The 18369-nt window shown below is 36.3% G+C and carries 14 protein-coding genes; 13 read left to right on the forward strand and 1 reads right to left on the reverse strand.

Annotated features, from left to right (window positions below; translation table 11 throughout):
• Positions 1 to 174: 174 nt before the first annotated feature.
• From QKW49_RS25345 to QKW49_RS25400, 12 genes are all read left to right on the forward strand, one after another.
• Entirely contained in the window at positions 175 to 1251 is a 1077-nt protein-coding gene (locus QKW49_RS25345; RefSeq protein WP_282865421.1) for a sialic acid TRAP transporter substrate-binding protein SiaP, read from the forward strand.
• 62 nt (positions 1252 to 1313) lie between these two features.
• On the forward strand, positions 1314 to 1781 hold the full coding sequence (locus QKW49_RS25350; RefSeq protein ID WP_282865422.1) for a TRAP transporter small permease: 468 nt from the start codon (positions 1314 to 1316) through the stop codon (positions 1779 to 1781).
• Entirely contained in the window at positions 1781 to 3061 is a 1281-nt protein-coding gene (locus QKW49_RS25355) for a TRAP transporter large permease (protein WP_282865423.1), read from the forward strand. The genes QKW49_RS25350 and QKW49_RS25355 overlap by 1 nt, the downstream gene beginning before the upstream one ends.
• A gap of 281 nt (positions 3062 to 3342) precedes the next feature.
• Positions 3343 to 5286, forward strand: a complete 1944-nt coding sequence (locus QKW49_RS25360; RefSeq protein WP_282865424.1) for a sigma 54-interacting transcriptional regulator — start codon at positions 3343 to 3345, stop codon at positions 5284 to 5286.
• Positions 5287 to 5667: 381 nt separating this feature from the next.
• The gene (locus tag QKW49_RS25365) at positions 5668 to 6735 is read left to right on the forward strand and encodes a zinc-binding dehydrogenase (RefSeq protein ID WP_282865425.1); all 1068 of its coding nucleotides are present in this window, start codon (positions 5668 to 5670) and stop codon (positions 6733 to 6735) included.
• Between the two features lie 18 nt (positions 6736 to 6753).
• Positions 6754 to 7593, forward strand: coding sequence for a transketolase (locus QKW49_RS25370; protein WP_282865426.1), 840 nt, complete (start codon positions 6754 to 6756; stop codon positions 7591 to 7593).
• Positions 7586 to 8527 (forward strand): transketolase C-terminal domain-containing protein, encoded by a 942-nt coding sequence (locus QKW49_RS25375; protein ID WP_282865427.1) that lies wholly within the window; start codon positions 7586 to 7588, stop codon positions 8525 to 8527. The genes QKW49_RS25370 and QKW49_RS25375 overlap by 8 nt, the downstream gene beginning before the upstream one ends.
• Before the next feature lie 397 nt (positions 8528 to 8924).
• Positions 8925 to 11249, forward strand: coding sequence for a helix-turn-helix domain-containing protein (locus QKW49_RS25380; RefSeq protein ID WP_282865428.1), 2325 nt, complete (start codon positions 8925 to 8927; stop codon positions 11247 to 11249).
• Positions 11250 to 11269: 20 nt separating this feature from the next.
• Complete coding sequence (locus QKW49_RS25385; RefSeq protein WP_282865429.1) at positions 11270 to 12361, forward strand: TRAP transporter substrate-binding protein; 1092 nt, start codon at positions 11270 to 11272, stop codon at positions 12359 to 12361.
• A gap of 322 nt (positions 12362 to 12683) precedes the next feature.
• Positions 12684 to 13748 carry a sialic acid TRAP transporter substrate-binding protein SiaP gene (locus QKW49_RS25390; RefSeq protein ID WP_282865430.1) on the forward strand — a complete coding sequence of 355 codons (1065 nt, stop codon included), beginning with the start codon at positions 12684 to 12686 and terminating at the stop codon, positions 13746 to 13748.
• Positions 13749 to 13862: 114 nt separating this feature from the next.
• On the forward strand, positions 13863 to 14366 hold the full coding sequence (locus QKW49_RS25395) for a TRAP transporter small permease (RefSeq protein WP_282865431.1): 504 nt from the start codon (positions 13863 to 13865) through the stop codon (positions 14364 to 14366).
• Positions 14360 to 15631, forward strand: coding sequence for a TRAP transporter large permease (locus QKW49_RS25400; protein WP_282865432.1), 1272 nt, complete (start codon positions 14360 to 14362; stop codon positions 15629 to 15631). Before QKW49_RS25395 ends, QKW49_RS25400 begins: the two co-directional genes overlap by 7 nt.
• Before the next feature lie 207 nt (positions 15632 to 15838).
• Here the strand turns inward: QKW49_RS25400 and QKW49_RS25405 are convergent, their stop codons facing one another.
• Positions 15839 to 16849, reverse strand: a complete 1011-nt coding sequence (locus QKW49_RS25405) for a LacI family DNA-binding transcriptional regulator (protein ID WP_282865433.1) — start codon at positions 16847 to 16849, stop codon at positions 15839 to 15841.
• 357 nt (positions 16850 to 17206) lie between these two features.
• Between QKW49_RS25405 and QKW49_RS25410 the strand changes: the two genes are divergently transcribed.
• A complete protein-coding gene (locus QKW49_RS25410) occupies positions 17207 to 18004 on the forward strand; it encodes an alpha/beta hydrolase-fold protein (protein WP_282865434.1) in 798 nt (265 codons plus the stop codon).
• Positions 18005 to 18369: the final 365 nt, after the last annotated feature.

Raw genomic sequence — 18369 nt, forward strand, 5'->3', positions numbered from 1 at the left:
ATTAGTATTTGACTGATTCCAAAGGAAAGTATAGTTAATATTTCTTTTGATTATAATATCATAAAACAGAAAAGTTTTTAAGGTAATTTAATTCAGTATTTAAAGAGATTGCAATAGTACCTTTAAATGCCGGATTATTACAATAAATATATATAATTTTAAGGAGGAATTAAGATGTCTAGAAAAACCAGAAAAACTTTAGCACTTGTGCTTGCAGCGGTATTCGTATTAACGCTTGCATTTACAGGATGTGCCCCCAAACAGGAAGAAGCAAAGGATACACCAGGTCAAGAAGCACCTAAACAAGAGGCACCTAAGCAAGATGAGAAAAAAGCAGCAGATAAAGTTGTAACTTATAAACTCGCGCATGTATATGCTCCTGATCATCCATTCTCAAAAGGTATGGACAAATTGGCTGAAACAGTCAAGACCAAATCAAATGGAAAGCTTGTGATTAATCACTATCCTGCAGCACAATTAGGTAGTGAAAAAGATATTGCAGACGGCATCGTAAATGGTATCGTTGATATGGCGATTATCGGACCTGGAGAATTAGGAAAGAGATTTAAGCCTATATTGGTATTTGATGCGCCTTATGTATTTAGAGACGTAGATCATATGCAAAAAGTAACCACAGGAGATGTAGGGAACGAGTTGTGGGAAAAAATGGCATCTGAAACAGGTATTCGTGAATTAGCTGCATTGTACTATGGCACCAGATATGTAACCACTTCTAAGGTGCCTATAAAGACTCCGGCCGATTTAAAAGGATTAAAGCTTAGAGCTCCTGACCAACCTTTAAGTGTTGCCAATGCTAAAGCAATGGGTGCCAATCCTACTCCAATGGCATTATCGGAAGTATATCTTGCATTACAACAAGGTGTTGTTGACGGACAGGAGAACCCTATTCCAACAATCGCCAGCCAAAAATTTAATGAAGTTCAAAAGTATATTAATTTAACAGGACATGTTGTCCAAGTAACGCCAATCGTTATGTCTGAAAAGAAATTAAAAGAGCTGCCTGACGATTTAAAACAAATCCTTATGGATGCAGTAAAAGAAATAGCACCTACCATTAATCAAGAAATTGCGGATAATGAAAAAGCAACACTTGAAGAATTCAAAAAGGGTGGAATGGAAGTTATTGAATCGGATGTTGAAGCATTTAGAACAGCCACTGCTTCAGTCATCAAAGAGTTTGAAAGCACATGGGGCCAAGGTTTGTTTGAGAAAATACAGGCTGTAAAATAATAATACGGTAAAAATGAATATGGGGGGAGTGATCCTCCCATTTATTAAATTAGGAGGCAAATATGAAGATTTGGGATAAAATTGAGGAATGGTTCGTACTCAGTACCCTTGCTGTCATGGGTATTGTTTTGACTGTTCAGGTCTTTATGAGATATATATTTAATTACCCCTTAGTATGGAGTGAAGAGCTTGCCAGATATCTTTTTGTATGGCTTGCGTTTATAGGTGCGGGTTATGGTGTAAGACATCATATCCACATTGAGATGGAGGCATTTTATAATAAGTTTCCTCCAACCATGAAGAAAATAGTAACAGTTACTACTAATGCATTAGCGATCTTTTGTTTTGCTTATATTATTCCATACGGGATAAAATTTACGATAGAACAGCATAGCATAGCATCGTCTGCAATGGGGATTCCTATGAGCTATGTAGTAGCGGCTGTGCCCATTGGATGTATTATCGTGGTTTTACGGCTGCTTATTGAGACAATTGGTGTATTTATTCCGAAGAAGGGGGGAAATATATAATGCTTACACTGTTGGGAACATTGTTGCTTCTTTTAATACTTAAGGTTCCGGTAGCTTTCTCGTTATTTATTAGTTCATTATTCTATCTTATAACTAAAGATATATCTCCCCTTATTGCGGTACAAAGAATGGCGATGGGGGTAGGGGATTCCTTTCCGTTAATGGCGGTTCCGTTTTTCATTTTGGCAGGATCTATTATGAACTCGGGCGGAATTACCGAAAGATTATTTTCATTTGCAAATAAGCTTGTAGGGCATATTACCGGTGGTTTAGGCCATGCGAATATACTTGCGAGTATTATTTTTTCCGGTATGTCCGGTACGGCAATTGCTGACGCGGGAGGATTAGGAGCTATAGAATTAAAAGCAATGAAGGATGCCGGATATGATGAAGATTTTAGTTTGGCTGTCACCGGTGCGTCGTCCATCATTGGTCCGATTATCCCGCCTAGTGTACCAGCTGTTGTATTTGGCGTTATTGCCGGTGTATCCATAGGACGGCTATTTATTGCGGGGGTATTACCCGGACTATTTATGGGATTGGTCATGGCCGGTTTGGTATATCATCAAAGTAAAAAGAGGAATTATCCGAAAGAACGCAAGGCTACTTTCAGAGAGATATTATCTGCGACAAAATCATCTTTCTTTCCGCTTTTGACGCCGGTAGTAATTATCGGAGGAATTCTGATAGGTGTGTTTACGCCTACCGAAGCCGCCATTATTGCGGTGATATATTCTCTTATACTGGCATTTGTATATCGTTCTATTACTATTAAGGATTTGCCGCGTTTTTTAAGAGAAACAGCAAATACGACAGTTGGTGTTATGCTGATTGTAGCAGCTGCTTCTCTATTTGGATGGATATTGGCCAGTGAACAGATTCCACAGAAATTATCTCAATTTTTCCTTGCCAATTTCCCGAATAAATATATGGCGCTTTTAGTAATCAATATCTTTCTATTAATTGCAGGTACTTTTATGGAAACAATTGCGGCGCTTACCATATTAACGCCTGTATTAATGCCGGTAGTTATGGGACTGGGAATAGATCCTGTACATTTTGGGATTGTTATGATATTGAATCTGATGATAGGATTGCTGACTCCTCCTGTAGGAATGGTACTATATGTACTAGCCGGTGTATCCAAAGTTCCTTTTGAAAAGATATCGAAGGCAGTTACGCCGTATTTGATTATATTAGCGGTAACGCTGTTGATTATAACCTACGTTCCGCAGATTTCGCTATTTTTGCCTGACTTGCTATTTGGAGCAGCGAAATAATTCAGTGAATAATGAACAGTGAATAATGAATAGTGAATAGTGAATAGTGAACAGTGAGTAATGAGTAGTGAATAATGAACAGTGAGTAATGAACAGTGAGTAATGAACAATGAGTAATGAATAGTGAGTAATGAATAGTGAGTAATGAATAGTGAATGATTGATAGGCCATAGCAGGATTTTTATAATTATTCACTATTCACTATTACCTATTCACTATTTAAACTCTATCGTCAATGTAGTATAATGTAGTCAAATCGTGTATTACAGAGAGGTAGATTTATGTATTCAATTGGATTAATCTCGCCTTATGAGAAACTTGTGGATATTGCAAAAGAAATAAACGACATGACTGATGAACAGATTGATATTGAATTAGGAGATATGAATGAGGCTATCCCTATTGCCAATAAAATGATTTCTGAAGGAGTGGAAGTGATTATCAGCAGGGGTGGGACGGCCATTGTGCTCAGAGAGTTCATAGATGTGCCCATCGTTGAGATTCAGATTACATCCATTGATATTATGCGATCTATAAAAGAAGCGAAAAAAAAAGGGAAGAATATTGGATTTTTGGGATATGACAATGTGGTATATAATATTGAAACCATCGCAGAGATTTTGGATGTAAATCTTATACCGGTTATTTTTAATAAAGCGGAGACCATTGAACAAAAGAAAGCGAAGATTATGCAGCTCATAGGAAAAGCAGAGATGGTAATAGGAGATCATATATCTATTCAAATTGCCAGACAATGCGGCATTGAGGGACTGTTGATTGAGTCGGGAAAGGATTCTGTCTTAGAAAGCATTTCGGAGGCAAAAAAGATAAGAGATGCTACCAATAGAGAGAGAGAACGTTTCGAAGAGTTAAAAGCCATACTAGACTATAGTCATGACGGTATTATGAGTATTAGCAATAAAGGACAAATAAAGTTTTTTAACCCTGCGGCGGAAAAAGTTTTTAATATACACAAAGATCGAGTAATAGGACATAGTATTAATGATGTACTGCCTCATGTTAATTTTAAGGATGTTATAAAGAACGGGCAATCGAAAGTGGACGAGTTTTATAATATTGGGGAAAAAATTATTATTGCCAGTACACTGCCTATTAAGATTAGAGATAAAATTACAGGGGCTTTAAGCGTATTTCAGGATATAAGCAATATACAAAATACAGAAGAAAAAATCAGGAAGAAAGTATATTTAAAAGGACATGTAGCTCGGTATCATTTTGAGGATATGATTACCGGAAATGAGAAGATGAATAAGTTAGTAGATATCGCTAAATTGTATGCCAATACCAGTTCAAATATTCTTCTTGTAGGAGAAACGGGTACCGGCAAAGAATTTTTTGCTCAGGGAATTCATAATGCGAGCAGTAGAAAAAAAAGACCCTTTGTGGCTTTAAATTGTGCTGCTTTGCCTGATAATCTTTTGGAGAGTGAATTGTTCGGATATGAGGAAGGTGCCTTTACCGGGGCGAAAAAGGGTGGAAAACAAGGTCTTTTTGAACTTGCCCACAGCGGAACAATTTTTTTAGATGAAATTGGTGAAATTGCGCCCCACATACAAACCAGACTTTTAAGGGTACTGCAGGAAAAGCAGGTGATGAGGTTAGGAAGCGACCGGGTAATGCCTGTGGACGTAAGAGTTATTGCCGCAACAAATAAAGATTTGAAAAAAGCCATAGATGACAACATTTTTAGAGAAGATCTCTATTACCGGTTAAATGTTCTAACTTTAAAAATTCCCCCTCTAAGAGAGAGAAAAGATGCAATCCCGTTATTTGTCCATTCATTTATTGAGAAATATTGCAGGAAAAACGATATAGATGTAAAAACAGTGTCGGAAGAAGCAATGAATGCTTTACAATCATACAATTGGTATGGGAATGTTCGAGAATTGGAAAATGTAGTAGAAAGACTGGCAATCATTGTTCCGGCAAAGCGTGTAGAGCTTTATCACATTAAAAACTTTATTGATGATTGGGATGAAGAAGTACCGCCGGTAATACAAGAAAATAATGAGCATCCGGATATATCGGAGGAATATAAAATTCGATTGGACATCAATAGAAGTTTAAAAGAGATTGAAAGTGAGATCATAAAAAAGGTACTTGAATTTACAGGTGATGACAGGACAAAAGCAGCTAAAATATTAGGGATAGGTAGAACTACATTGTGGAGATGGATCAATGACTCGGGTTGTGTTTCGGATTGAAACATAATCCGAGTTTGTTTCATAATAGAACGATTGTCGCAAGCTTAACTGGGATAAGCCTTTGGTATAAATATGCTGATTGTTTATATATAATGGTTCCATATTGAAACGTAAGTATATGAATGATGTTTTATATTCTGGAAAATGTGTAATTTATATAGTAGGGGCGGATGACTCTGTCCGCCCGAATTTGTAATTTTTGCTGTTTGTAGGCGAACAGGGATCAGATTATTTGCGTATTTGGTAAAAAATACAGTTTAAAACCTAATTTTTTTATTTATATGGGGCAACCTAATACTTAGGGTAAAATAATTGGCATGGTTATTGCTTATATAATAAGTGTAATTAACAAGCTCGTTTATGAGAGGAGGGTTAACCGTATTGTATGTACAATACGGGAATTCTATGAAAGCATTAGTAAAATACGCTAGAGGAAACGGGAATATGGAAATCAGAGATATACCTGAACCGAAACCAGGACCGGGGCAGGTGAAAATAGAAGTGAAAGCCGCGGGAATCTGTGGTTCGGATCTTCATATCTATCATGATGATATTGACGGTATTCCTATTAATCCACCGGTCATTACAGGACATGAGTTCTGTGGTGTGGTTGTTGAAGTTGGAGAAGGAGTTACTGAATGGAAACCAGGGGACAGAGTGACATCCGAAACAGCATATAGCTTCTGCGGGAAATGTCACTATTGTATTACCGGATATTATAATTTATGTAATAATAGAAGGACTTTGGGATACTGGTACAATGGTGCTTTCGCAAAATATACCATGGTGCCGCACGAAAGAGTACATGCGCTTCCTGATAGTATTGATTTTGTTTCGGGCGCATTGATTGAGCCTTTGGCATGTATCACACATGCTGTTTTGGAGCTGACTACTATTACCGTAAGCGATGTCGTACTGGTTCAAGGTCCTGGTGCCATTGGATTGGCAACGATGCAGGTAGCAAAATCTCAAGGAGCTACGGTGATTGTATCGGGTACAGATGTTGATGCTGAAAGATTAAAGATGGCAAAAGAATTGGGAGCAGACTATACGATTAATGTCCAGCAAGAAGATTTGTCTAAATTTGTATCGGAATTGACAAATGGTAGAGGTGTAGATATCGTCTTCGAATGCTCTGGGGTTGGAAGAGCTATCGATGGTGCTTTAAATGTAATTAAAAAGCAAGGACAGTTTACCCAAATCGGTTTGTTTGGAAAGCCTATCACCATTGATTTTGAAAGAATTTGCTATAAAGAGCTAAAAGTAACCGGTTCACTAGGTTCCAGATGGACCTCATGGGAAAAAGCGATTCAGCTTCTAGAACAGGGCAAAGTTAAAACAAAACCGCTTGTATCCCATCAGTTCCCCATTACCGAATGGGAAAAAGCTTTTGAAATGTTTGAAAGCAAGCAAGGTCTGAAATTGGTATTACTGCCGGTTGAAGATTAATATAAAGGAGGAGATCATATGAGTTTAACTGCAGAAAAGAAGAAATACCTTGAAGATTTATGTAAAAATTTCAGAGTGGAAATTATCGAACTGCTGCACAAGATTCAAACAGGACACCCGGGAGGATCATTATCAGCGACTGAAATTCTTACAACATTATACTTTGAAAAGATGAATGTAGACCCTAAAAATCCTAAAAAAGAAGACAGGGACCGTTTCATATTGGCAAAAGGCCATGCGGCACCGATATTATATTTTGTACTTGCTGAAAAAGGATACTTCCCTAAAGAAGAAATGCAGACACTTAGACAAATCAATAGTAATCTGCAAGGGCATCCTTGTGCGAAGAAGACTTGTGGTGTAGAACTATCAACCGGTCCTTTGGGATTAGGATTGCCGGCCGGATTGGGTATGGCAATGGGAGCAAAATTAGATAATAAGGATTATTATACCTATGTTTTAATGGGAGATGGAGAAATCCAAGAAGGTATTGTGTGGGAAGCTGCAATGTCCGCTGCGAAATTTAAAGCTGATAACCTAATTGCGATTCTGGATAATAACGGCGTACAACTTGATGGTACAGTGGAAGAAATCATGCCGATGGGAGATATTGCAGCAAAGTGGAAAGCTTTTGGCTGGAATGTAATCCATATTGATGGACATAATGTTGAAGAAATATCCGATGCAATTGATGAAGCAAAGAAAACAAAAGGAATGCCTACCATCATTATTGCAAAAACCGTTAAAGGTAAGGGTGTTTCTTTCATGGAAGGTCAGAATGCATGGCATGGAAAACCAATCGGAGCAGAAGATTACAAAAAAGCAATGGCTGAATTAGGAGGTGCTGTCAATGGCTAATAAAAAAGCGATAAGAGATGCTTATGGTGAGGTATTGCTTGAGATAGGAAAAGAGAATAAAGATGTTGTTGTATTAGATGCTGACGTGGCGAGTTCAAGTAAAAGTGGTGTGTTTGGAAAAGAATTTCCTGACAGATTCTTTAATGTAGGGATCGCTGAAGCGAATATGGCAGCAATCGCTGCAGGGTTGGCTACTACCGGCAAAATTCCTTTTATCAATACTTTTGCAGCTTTTATGGTGCTAAGAGCAGCAGATCCGGCAAGAAGCTTGATCGCATATACAAATTTGAATGTTAAACTCGCAGGAACATATGCAGGCTTGTCGGATTCTTACGACGGTGCAAGCCATCATGCGATCGCAGACATCGCTTTCATGAGAGCATTGCCGAATATGACCGTAATTTCAGTAGCTGACGCTGTTGAAACAGCAAAGGCAACAAAAGCGGCTGCAGCATATAATGGACCTGTATATCTGAGATTAAGCAGAGCAGAAGTACCTATTATTTTTGATGAAAGCTATGAATTTGAGATTGGTAAGGGTGTTCAGCTGACAGAAGGAAATGATGTTACCATTGTAGCAACAGGTTATATGGTTACAAAATCATTAGAAGCGGCAGAATTGCTGAAATCTAAAGGAATTAAAGCAAGAGTTGTCAATATTCATACAATAAAACCAATTGATAAGGAACTTCTAATAAAATGCGCGCAGGAAACCGGCGCAGTAGTAACCGCTGAAGAACATAATGTTTATGGCGGATTGGGAAGCGCAGTTTCTGAAGTACTTATTAAAGAATATCCTGTTCCAATGGAAATCATAGGCGTAGAAGATACATTTACCGAATCGGGAGACTATGAAGAACTTCTGGAAAAATACGGATTAAGTGCTGGGAATATTGTAAGCAAGGTAGAAGCAGTAATGAAAAAAAAGAAGTAAGGTATTGAAGCATAAATTAATACTAATCAAATGAGAATCATGTAATTTATAAAACTTCTTCTTGGTATAATATAATACTATTTATCGAGAAGAAGTTTTTTTGTTTAATTATTACAGGAGGTTGTGAAAAAGTGCTAAATCGGACGTTTTCGCACCCTCCTATAAAGTTTGAATAATGTGAATAGAAGTGTTTATGTAAAATGTTGAGTATTGAAATAATATATGTTATACTAAACTAACTAAAAGTATTATGCAAATCTTTATTCATTTTGCTTATCTTAGCGATTTACGGTGTATTATACAAGGTAAATATAATTGCAATTCATTTATAAATAGAATCATTCAGAAGTCAGTATTATCATTGGTGCATAGATCATGAAAGAAGGAACTTGCGAATATGAAAAGAAAATATGTAAATGACTATAAATTTAATAGTATTTTTGTCAAAACCTTACTTGTACTTATGATGTTTTCACTTATACCTTTAATAGCTACCAATGCGGTGATTTATAGACGGTCTATAGCGATCATACAAAAGCAAGCGCATAATATCAATATGAATATGCTGGTGAAAACCAATGAAGCGGTAGATTTGATTTTTAAGCAGGTAGATGATATCGTACAGCAGATTGCCAAGGACTCTGATGTTGTAGAATTAGTCATTGACCCTGCAAGTGAGTCGTTTACTAATAGTCATAAGATCATTGGGAAGCTGATGAATGTTTCATATGCCTCGAATTATATATCCTCTGTTTATGTCTATAATACATACAATGATAAAATTTACAGCTCAACAGGAGGGGTTTATAAGTTTAGTGATTTTTATGATAAAGATTGGTTTAAAGACTATAATAAATTTATTATTGGCACATCAAAACTTGAGACTAGAAAGATATCCGATGCTTTGGGCAACCAATTTAATTGTATTACGTTTATAAGGAATATTCCGTTTTCATCATGGAGCAAGTTGGGTGCGGTGATAGTCAATATTAATGAAGAAAAGCTGTATGAATTGGTGTCGGGAGTAAATACAGAAGATAATGGGGTTCTTTATGTAGTCAATCGTGATGGAAAAATACTGCTTCATAAAGAGAAAAGTAAATTAAGAACATATTTTAGTGATGACCCTAGCATGAATGCTATTTTAAAAGATGACAGCGGATACGTTATTCAACATGTCAATGGTAAAAAGATGTTGGTTACATATACTACTTCCGGATATAATGGATGGAAATACATTTATTCCATTCCATTGGAAGAGTTACAAAAGGATTCTAAAATTATATCAAAAATGATCAAAATTTCAGCAATCATTTATATCCTATTTGCTTTGGTATTTTCTTTCTTGATTTCAAAAGGTATGTATGAACCTATTGAGAGATTAATCAATCTTATTTTAGCGTCCTCAAAAGATGAGTTTTTTACCAAAGGCATTACAGCCAAAGATGAGTACGAATTCTTAAATTATGCTTATAATGATGTCATTGATAAAAACAAAAGTATGGAAGATGCTATCAAAAGTATAAAACCCATGGTAAAAGAAAAATTATTTACGAATTTGATCATGGGGAAGAGAACGAGTTTGGAAGAGATCCTTGAAAAACTAAAATTGCTAAGTATTGATTTCCATTCAACAAATTTTATTGTTGTAGTCATGCAAATAGATAATTACAGCGAATTTTGCAAAAAATTCGATGAGATTGATAGAAGTATTTATAAAATTAACCTGATGGCCATGGCGGAAACAGTCATTTCAAGTAGAAATAAGGGAGTATGTATTGAAATAGAGTCTGATAAAATAGCCGCAATCATTAATTGCACCAATGAAGGTATTTCAATGCAAGCAAGAGATGAATTACTACTGATGATAGAAAAGATAAAGAACGAGGTTAAAAAGCACTTTCCTTTTACCATTACACAAGGGGTCGGAAGGGTGTATAAGAGTATTGTCGATATTAAGTTATCCTACAATGAAGCAATTATTGCTCTTAAATATAAGTTGTACCAGGGTACAAATGAGGTAATCAATATAGATGATATAGAAGTACAATCAGAAGAACTATACTATCATAATTCAGAAAAAGAAAAAATGATTGTAAATAACCTTAGAATTGGCCAATATAAGGAAGTAGAAACATTAGTTGAAGAAATGGCCGGTGAGATTTTAAATAACCGCAGTATTTCATATGAAAGTGTTCAACAGGTATTTGTAAGATTGGTCAATGGCATTGTGGAACTGATAATCAATATGGGAATGACGGTAGATGAGATTTTTGGAAAACAAGCGAATCTGTATGAACAATTGGCGGCTCAAGAGACAATAGAAGATATTAAAGTTTGGCTTATGAAGATCTGCCGGACCATCTCGGATGAAATCAACAGCACGAATAGTGATAAAAGCCAAAAAAATGCAGAGAGAATATTGGAATATATTAACGAGAATTTAAGTAAGGATATTTCATTAAACGAAGTTGCGGATTTAATTGGTTTTAGCAGAGCATACGTCAGTAAGATATTTAAAGACTATACAGGGAAAAACTATACCGATTATGTAAATGGAAACCGTATAGAAAAAGCCAAACAGCTTCTTAAGGATTCTCAACTATCCATAAAAGAAGTAGGATTTAGAGTTGGATTTAACAGCATTCAGACTTTTATGAGAACTTTTAAAAAATACGAAGGTATTACTCCGGGGCAATATAGAGATAATATCCGTATTTAATGCTATGGGGGGATAATTGATTGGAAAAATTTATATCAAGAAATCAGATATTAGTAGTGCTGGGTGTTGTATTTGTATTGACATTATTGATATATGTTTATAATGTTTTTTATGATGCAAAGAAGGATAGCACTCAATATAAGGGAAGTAAAATAAGCAGACAATCCGCAGTATTTGACGATCCTATACCAGAAGAGATGATCATTCTCAAAATAGCGCACAATTATCCGGAATCCCACCCACAGCATTTGGCGCTGGTTGAAAAGTTTATTCCGATGGTTCAAGAACAGAGTAGCTGGAAAATACGCGTAGAAACATATCCGAATAATCAGCTTATAGGTGAAAAAGGTTATATTCAAGGGGTTAAGCATGGCACAATCGAGATGTGCATAGGAAGTCAGTCGGTAGAGGATATACTGCCCAAGATGAGTATCATAAAATATCCTTATATTTTTGATAGTTATGAGCAGGCAATGAATGTGTTAAACGGTGAATTTGGCAATAAAATCATTGAAGGTATGGACGCATTAGGCGTTCGTTGTTTGGCCTGGACCTTAAATGGCTTTAGACAAATATCCATTAGTCAGAAGGATATACCCAATAAAGGATATTTAAGAAAGCCATTACTTGCTACCGCTTTTTCGGGTATTAATCTTGATACATTAAAAGCAATGCAGTTTGATGCTTTATCATTGGACGTACAGGACACCGCCATGGCATTAAGACAAAATGTAGTTGATGGACATGATAGTCCTCCGTTGTTAAGTTATAATAACGGATGGTACAATAATCAAAAGAAGATTATCGTCACAAATCATATTATTAGTCCCACAATGTATTTGATAAGCGATAAGTTTTGGCGCAGTCTGTCAAAAGAGCATAGAGAACTGATCGAAAAAGCAGCAAAAGAATCTGCTGCTTATGAAGTGAAGCTATTAAGAAAAGCAGAAGAAGACATTTTTAAAGCGTTAGAACAAAAGGGAATAGAGATAGAGTATCCTGATATAACGGTGTATAAAAGAACGGTATCTCCTTTATATAATGAATGGTTAAATAATAATGATGAGCTGAAAAAGCTTTTAAATCAATTAATCAATGAAAATAATATTTAAAGATGATCAAAATGTTCATTTGCTAATAAAATGTCAACAAATAATAATAAAAAGCTTTCTGTCTTGGATATCATTGCAGTTAATTAAAGATAGAAAGCTTTTTTAGTATTAACAAATAGTAAAACGATGAACGTTTTGTAAACAAACTGTGTTACAAAGGGCTTTAAACATAGCGTGTGGGCAAAAAGTTCATTCCTTTTAAAAATGTACATTTACAGATAAGAATATTTCCACTATATTAAACTTGTACAATTCAATATGCTGCAGCATTGAGAAAATTATCTATAATTACTAAAATTACCAAACTTAAGGAGGAGTTATAATGTTTAAGAAAAAAACGAAAGCTTTGATCCTGGTTATGGCAGCTGTATTTATTTTTGGTTCTATATTCTCTGGTTGTGGTACAAAAAGTGAACCTGCAGCAGATAAAAACGATGCTAAACAGGAAGCACCTAAAACTGAAGCGCCAAAAGATGAAAAAACCTATACTTTTAAAATGGGTCATGTTTTACCCACAGACCATTTGAATCATTTAGGATCGGAACATTTCGCAAAGCTTGTAAATGAAAAAACCGGAGGCAAGGTTACTATCGAAATATATCCTGCGGCTCAGCTTGGTTCAGAAAAGGATCATTCCGATGCAGTAGCGATGGGAACACTTGATTTTGCATTGATTGGTATGGGAGAAATCGCAAAGAGATATAAACCGGCGCTGATATTTGACGGACCATTCATTTTTAGAGATAGAGATCACCTGATTAATGTATTTAAAAGTGATTTATTTGCAAAGATGGCCGATGAATCGGCGGCTAAGGCCGGCATTCGTCCTATTGGCGGCACTTACTACGGTACACGTCATGTAACCACCAGCAAAGTTGCTGCTAAAACACCTGAAGAATTAAAAGGCTTAAAACTCAGATGTCCGGATCAACCTATGTTTGTTGGTGTTGTTAAAGCAATGGGTGCTACACCTGCTCCTATGGCTTTCTCAGAAGTATATCTGGCATTACAGCAAGGTGTTGTGGATGGGCAGGAAAATCCTGCAGCCGCTATTACATCCATGAAGTTCTTTGAGGTACAAAAATACCTTATTAAAACCGGTCATATCGCTCAAGGAAATCATATTTTCGTGAGTGAGAAAGTATTCAAGACACTTCCGGAAGATATCCAAAAGGCTATTTTGGAAGCCGGACAGGAGACTGCTGACTGGGTTAATGAACAAGCCTTTGCTTTAGAAGATAAATTGCTAAAAGAACTTGTTGAGAAAGGCATGACAATCGTAGAGCCTGACCGTGAAGCATTTATTAAAGCTGCTCAACCGCTGTATGATGAGTATGAAAGCCAGTGGGGAGAAGGATTGCTTGAGGACATAAGAGCAATAAAATAGTCTTAACAAAAGATATAAAACAATTCATTCTCATCCTAGAGGTTTTTTCCTCAAGGATGAGAATTATATTATACCCTGTTGTCTTACGACATGATTTATTAAGGAGGATCTCTAATGAAGCAATCCAATAAATTGCTCAAAATATTGTGGAATATAGAAGAAATCATTTTAATGATCTGCTTGGCTGTGATGGGGATATCGTTATTCTTGCAAGTAGTATTCAGATATCTGTTTAACATGCCGTTAATATGGAGTGAAGAATTAGCGAGATATCTGCATGTATGGATCACTTTTATAGGATTAGGATACGGAATAAGAAACAAATCGCATATTGAGATGAAAATATTCTATCAGAAGTTACCTGTTGCGGGACAAAAAACCGTAACGATATTAACGAATTTATTTTTAGTTTTATGCTTTGTTTTTTACATGCCTGGGGTAATGCGTTTTGTGATGGACCAAAATCTCATAGATTCTGCTGCGATGGGAGTAAGAATGAGCATCGTATATATTGTGCTGCCAATTGGCGCAATTGTCTCAATACTCTATCTACTGACTGATACATGGCTGAATGTAATTAGTCTGACCGGTATGAAAGAGAGGGAAAACAGATGTTAATATTATTCGGAGTATTTTTTATTCTTTTAATACTAGGTGTGCCTGTGGGATTCAGTTTATTTGGCAGTTCCGTCCTGTATATGGTCGTCAATGATATTCCGTTGGAGATGGCAGCTCAAAGGCTTGCGGCAGGTCCGGATTCTTTTCCGCTGCTTGCAATCGCGTTTTTCGTTTTAGCAGGCAGTATTATGAATTCCGGTGGAATCACCAGAAAAATATTTGATTTTGCTGATCATATCGTTGGTCATTTTACCGGGGGTTTAGGGCATGCGAATATCCTGGCAAGTATTATTTTTTCCGGTATGTCCGGTTCAGCTGTAGCAGATACCGGTGGATTAGGCGCAATTGAATTGCAGGCAATGAAAGAAGCGGGCTATGATGAAGATTTCAGTCTTGCGGTTACCGGTGCGTCAGCCATTATCGGGCCTATCATACCTCCAAGTATTCCTGCGGTTATTTTTGGTGTAACCTCCGGCGTATCTATAGGAAGGTTATTCGCAGGAGGAGTCATTCCGGGACTTCTTATGGGTGGAGCTATGTCCGCCATGGTATATTTTATCAGTAAAAAGAAGAAATATCCAAAACGCAAAAGGGCTTCATTCAAAGAAATTTTCCATGCTTTAAAGAGCGCATTTCTGCCGCTGCTCGCGCCGGTAATCATTATTGGCGGGATCATAGGCGGTGTTTTTACACCCACGGAAGCGGCTATTGCGGCGGTTTTCTATGCATTATTATTAAGTTTTATTTATAAAGAAATAAGGATTACGCAGTTGCCGGGGTTTTTACGTGAAACATTGAACACAACGATAGGAATTTTATTCATTATCTCAAGTGCCAATCTTTTTGGCTGGATTATGACTACATCACAGGTACCGCAAAAGCTGGCTGTGGCGTTTTTAAGTGTGATTGCGGATAAATATTTGGCATTATTAGTACTTAATGTATTTTTATTATTAGTTGGATGTTTTTTAGAAACTTCAGCAGCACAGATTATACTTGTACCCATTTTGGTTCCGATGGTGATGAAGATGGGTGTGGACCCTGTACATTTTGGTATCATTATGATATTAAACCTAATGATCGGATTAATGACACCTCCGATAGGCTTGGTGCTGTATGTGCTTTCAAGTATTTCAAAAGTACCGTTTGAAAAGATATCTAAGGCAATACTGCCGTATGTGCTGGTATTAGGTGTTGTTTTATTGGTAATCACTTATGTTCCTATTTTAGTGACCTTCTTACCGGATTTACTGTTTGGCAATTAGCAACAGTCCGGGGACTGTTGCGGCAGGACAATTATAAATATTTAAGGCGAGGTGTATAAATTAAATGCGTATGAGTAGGGAACTTGATAACAAATTGTATAGATGTTTTCAGGTTCTCTGCTTTTATACGAAATGCTGTAGGAGCAGAGTTTGATGACATTTACAGAAAATACATTTTTATGGATGCTACCATATTAGTTCAGAAGTTTATATTTTTCTTGTGCTGCTGCGAAGAATAAGATTAGGCGGTATAATCTCTGGAATCAGTTGTTCTTTACTTTCCGATACTTTCCTTAAAAGATTAACGGATTTTCTTGCAATACGGTCCATATGAAAAGAAACTGATGTTAAAGGAACATCCAGAGCAGCTGAAAGCGTAATATCAGAAAAGCCGACAACGGACAAGTCATCGGGAATACGAATCTTATGCTCGCGAGCATAACGATAAATTCCATATGCTGCAATGTCTGAACTAGAAAATATAGCAGTAATATTCTGATTGAGAAGCTTATCGAGACATTGGTAACCACTGTCAGAATGTAAGGTGCCTTCAAAAACCAAATTCGAGTCATATGGAATATCCCATTCGTCAAGAGCGTCTTGATAGCCGTCTGAGATAGCAGATACAGCGTTGAAATCGGCACAGGTAATAAAAAAACCGATACGTCTATGACCCATTTCAAGTAAATGGGTTGCGGCGATATAACCTCCCTGACGATAGTCAGGAACAATAGAATTTGGGAGTAAGCTTGCGTTTACAGGACCTAGAGATATAACCGGTACATTAAGTGAAGCAATGGAATTAACATATTTCTGACTGAATTCCTTAGAGCACAAGGAAGGGTCAAAAATGATGCCGTCAACACCTCGGTTAATAAAATTAGTAATGTAGGTAAGCTCATTTTCGGACCCTGATGAAATTGTACCAATCATCAAAAAATAGTTCGTTTTTTTGCAGGCAGCTTCGATAGAATGAATTAGGCTGGTAAAATGGTAGCTGTTTACATCAGGAAGAAGAAGCCCAATGGTTTGTGTTTTTTTTGTTGCCAGGCCTACTGCCATTTGATTCGGTATGTAGTTCAGTTCCATTGCTGCGTTAGTAACAAGTTGTCTTGTCTTTTCGGAAATACGGGCATTGCTTTTATTATTTAATACCAGAGAGACTGTTGTAGTAGAAATGCCCGCTTTTTTTGCTACATCTTTAATGGTAACACCCATAGGTAACCTCCTGCAATTCCTAAAGAGAAATTTATATAAACAATATCAAAAAACATAATAAAGCGATTTAGCATATGCAACATATAATATCATATTATATCATATCATAAACCATACGATAAAAAAATAAAATATCTTTAGGTATATTGTATAAATAATTTAAATGACTATTATATAAAGCGTATAATGTATTCTGTCACTGTTGACAAAGTAAAGAACAGATGTTAGAGTTTTATTTAGATAAATCGATTTAACAACATAATATTGAATCAGAATCTTATGAGGATACACATTGCTCAAAAACAGCGTTTGAAGGCATAACTGCTCAGACTGAATAATGATTAGGAGGAATCGAAGATGAATATTGATGTGTTTAATACTAAACTTACGCCTTTTGATCGGGATGTAATATTTCGCGTTATGACGCCTGACAGCTATGAAGTTTCGCACAAGCGCTATCCTGTTTTATACATGAATGACGGGCAGGACATCTTCTATGATGACGATGCATGCGATGGTGAAAGCTTGAAGTTTGCTCAGTATTATAAAGAATTCGGAAAATTTCTTCCTGAAATAATACTTGTGGGAATTGATTGTCCTTCAGACAATGTTGTTAGAACAGCGCAGTATACGCCTTATTATAAAACTTTTGATGTTCAGGGAAAAAACTTCGAACCAGAAATTAATGGTACAGGGAAAGAATATCTTGAATGGCTTGTGAATGAACTAAAACCATGGATTGATGCAAGCTATCGTACAAGACCTGAATGTGAAATGACAGGAATATACGGAAGCAGTACAGCAGGAGTTGTCAGTACATATGCGTTAATGAAATATCCTGAAGTATTCAGCAGGCTGATTGCTTTAAGTAGTGCATACTATATTTGGTTTGACTGCCTTAAAAAAACGATAGAAGAATCTACTTTTGACCATGTGAATTATATTTATCTTGATGCAGGTACAAAGGAACGGGGCCGTATGACAGAAGAAGAACAGTTTATCAAAGGAAATGAAATGATGCATCAGAAATTTATGGATTTAGGGTTTGATGAAAAACAAATGAAATTTGCTATCTGGGAAAATGATACCCATACGCATCACTGCTTTGCTAGACGTTTTCCAGATGCTTTGCGATGGGTGTTTCAAGATACATAAAGTATACAAATGTCATGGCAACAATATTTAATTGTCAGGACATTTTAATTATAATGAGGGAAGGTCTTGGGATGCCTAATTGTTCTGCAAGCTGTTTCAATGGCCAGATCTTTTTTACCAATTGTGCATTGTTCTTCTTTACAATATGACACAGAATACAAGATCTCATTCTTTGTATAAATAGGCTAGTTAAAAAAGTCAAGAGATAAAAAGTCTCTTGACTTTTTATCTCTTTATGATAAAGCGATTTATCTTAATGCTTATATATTGCGGCATTTAGAATGGATTTAAGGGAGATTTGCTTAAAATGAGGTACTTCTTTGTATAATATGCTAAAATATAAGGAATATATTGACAAGTTATTA

Source organism: Petroclostridium sp. X23 (genome assembly GCF_030013905.1).
Taxonomy (GTDB): Bacteria; Bacillota; Clostridia; order SK-Y3; family SK-Y3; genus X23.

Coding starts and splice junctions, on each gene's coding strand:
- QKW49_RS25345 (WP_282865421.1), top strand. CDS start 175: ATGTCTAGAAAAACCAGAAAAACTTTAGCACTTGTGCTTGCAGCGGTA.
- QKW49_RS25350 (WP_282865422.1), top strand. CDS start 1,314: ATGAAGATTTGGGATAAAATTGAGGAATGGTTCGTACTCAGTACCCTT.
- QKW49_RS25355 (WP_282865423.1), top strand. CDS start 1,781: ATGCTTACACTGTTGGGAACATTGTTGCTTCTTTTAATACTTAAGGTT.
- QKW49_RS25360 (WP_282865424.1), top strand. CDS start 3,343: ATGTATTCAATTGGATTAATCTCGCCTTATGAGAAACTTGTGGATATT.
- QKW49_RS25370 (WP_282865426.1), top strand. CDS start 6,754: ATGAGTTTAACTGCAGAAAAGAAGAAATACCTTGAAGATTTATGTAAA.
- QKW49_RS25375 (WP_282865427.1), top strand. CDS start 7,586: ATGGCTAATAAAAAAGCGATAAGAGATGCTTATGGTGAGGTATTGCTT.
- QKW49_RS25380 (WP_282865428.1), top strand. CDS start 8,925: ATGAAAAGAAAATATGTAAATGACTATAAATTTAATAGTATTTTTGTC.
- QKW49_RS25390 (WP_282865430.1), top strand. CDS start 12,684: ATGTTTAAGAAAAAAACGAAAGCTTTGATCCTGGTTATGGCAGCTGTA.
- QKW49_RS25395 (WP_282865431.1), top strand. CDS start 13,863: ATGAAGCAATCCAATAAATTGCTCAAAATATTGTGGAATATAGAAGAA.
- QKW49_RS25400 (WP_282865432.1), top strand. CDS start 14,360: ATGTTAATATTATTCGGAGTATTTTTTATTCTTTTAATACTAGGTGTG.
- QKW49_RS25405 (WP_282865433.1), bottom strand. CDS start 16,849: ATGGGTGTTACCATTAAAGATGTAGCAAAAAAAGCGGGCATTTCTACT.
- QKW49_RS25410 (WP_282865434.1), top strand. CDS start 17,207: ATGAATATTGATGTGTTTAATACTAAACTTACGCCTTTTGATCGGGAT.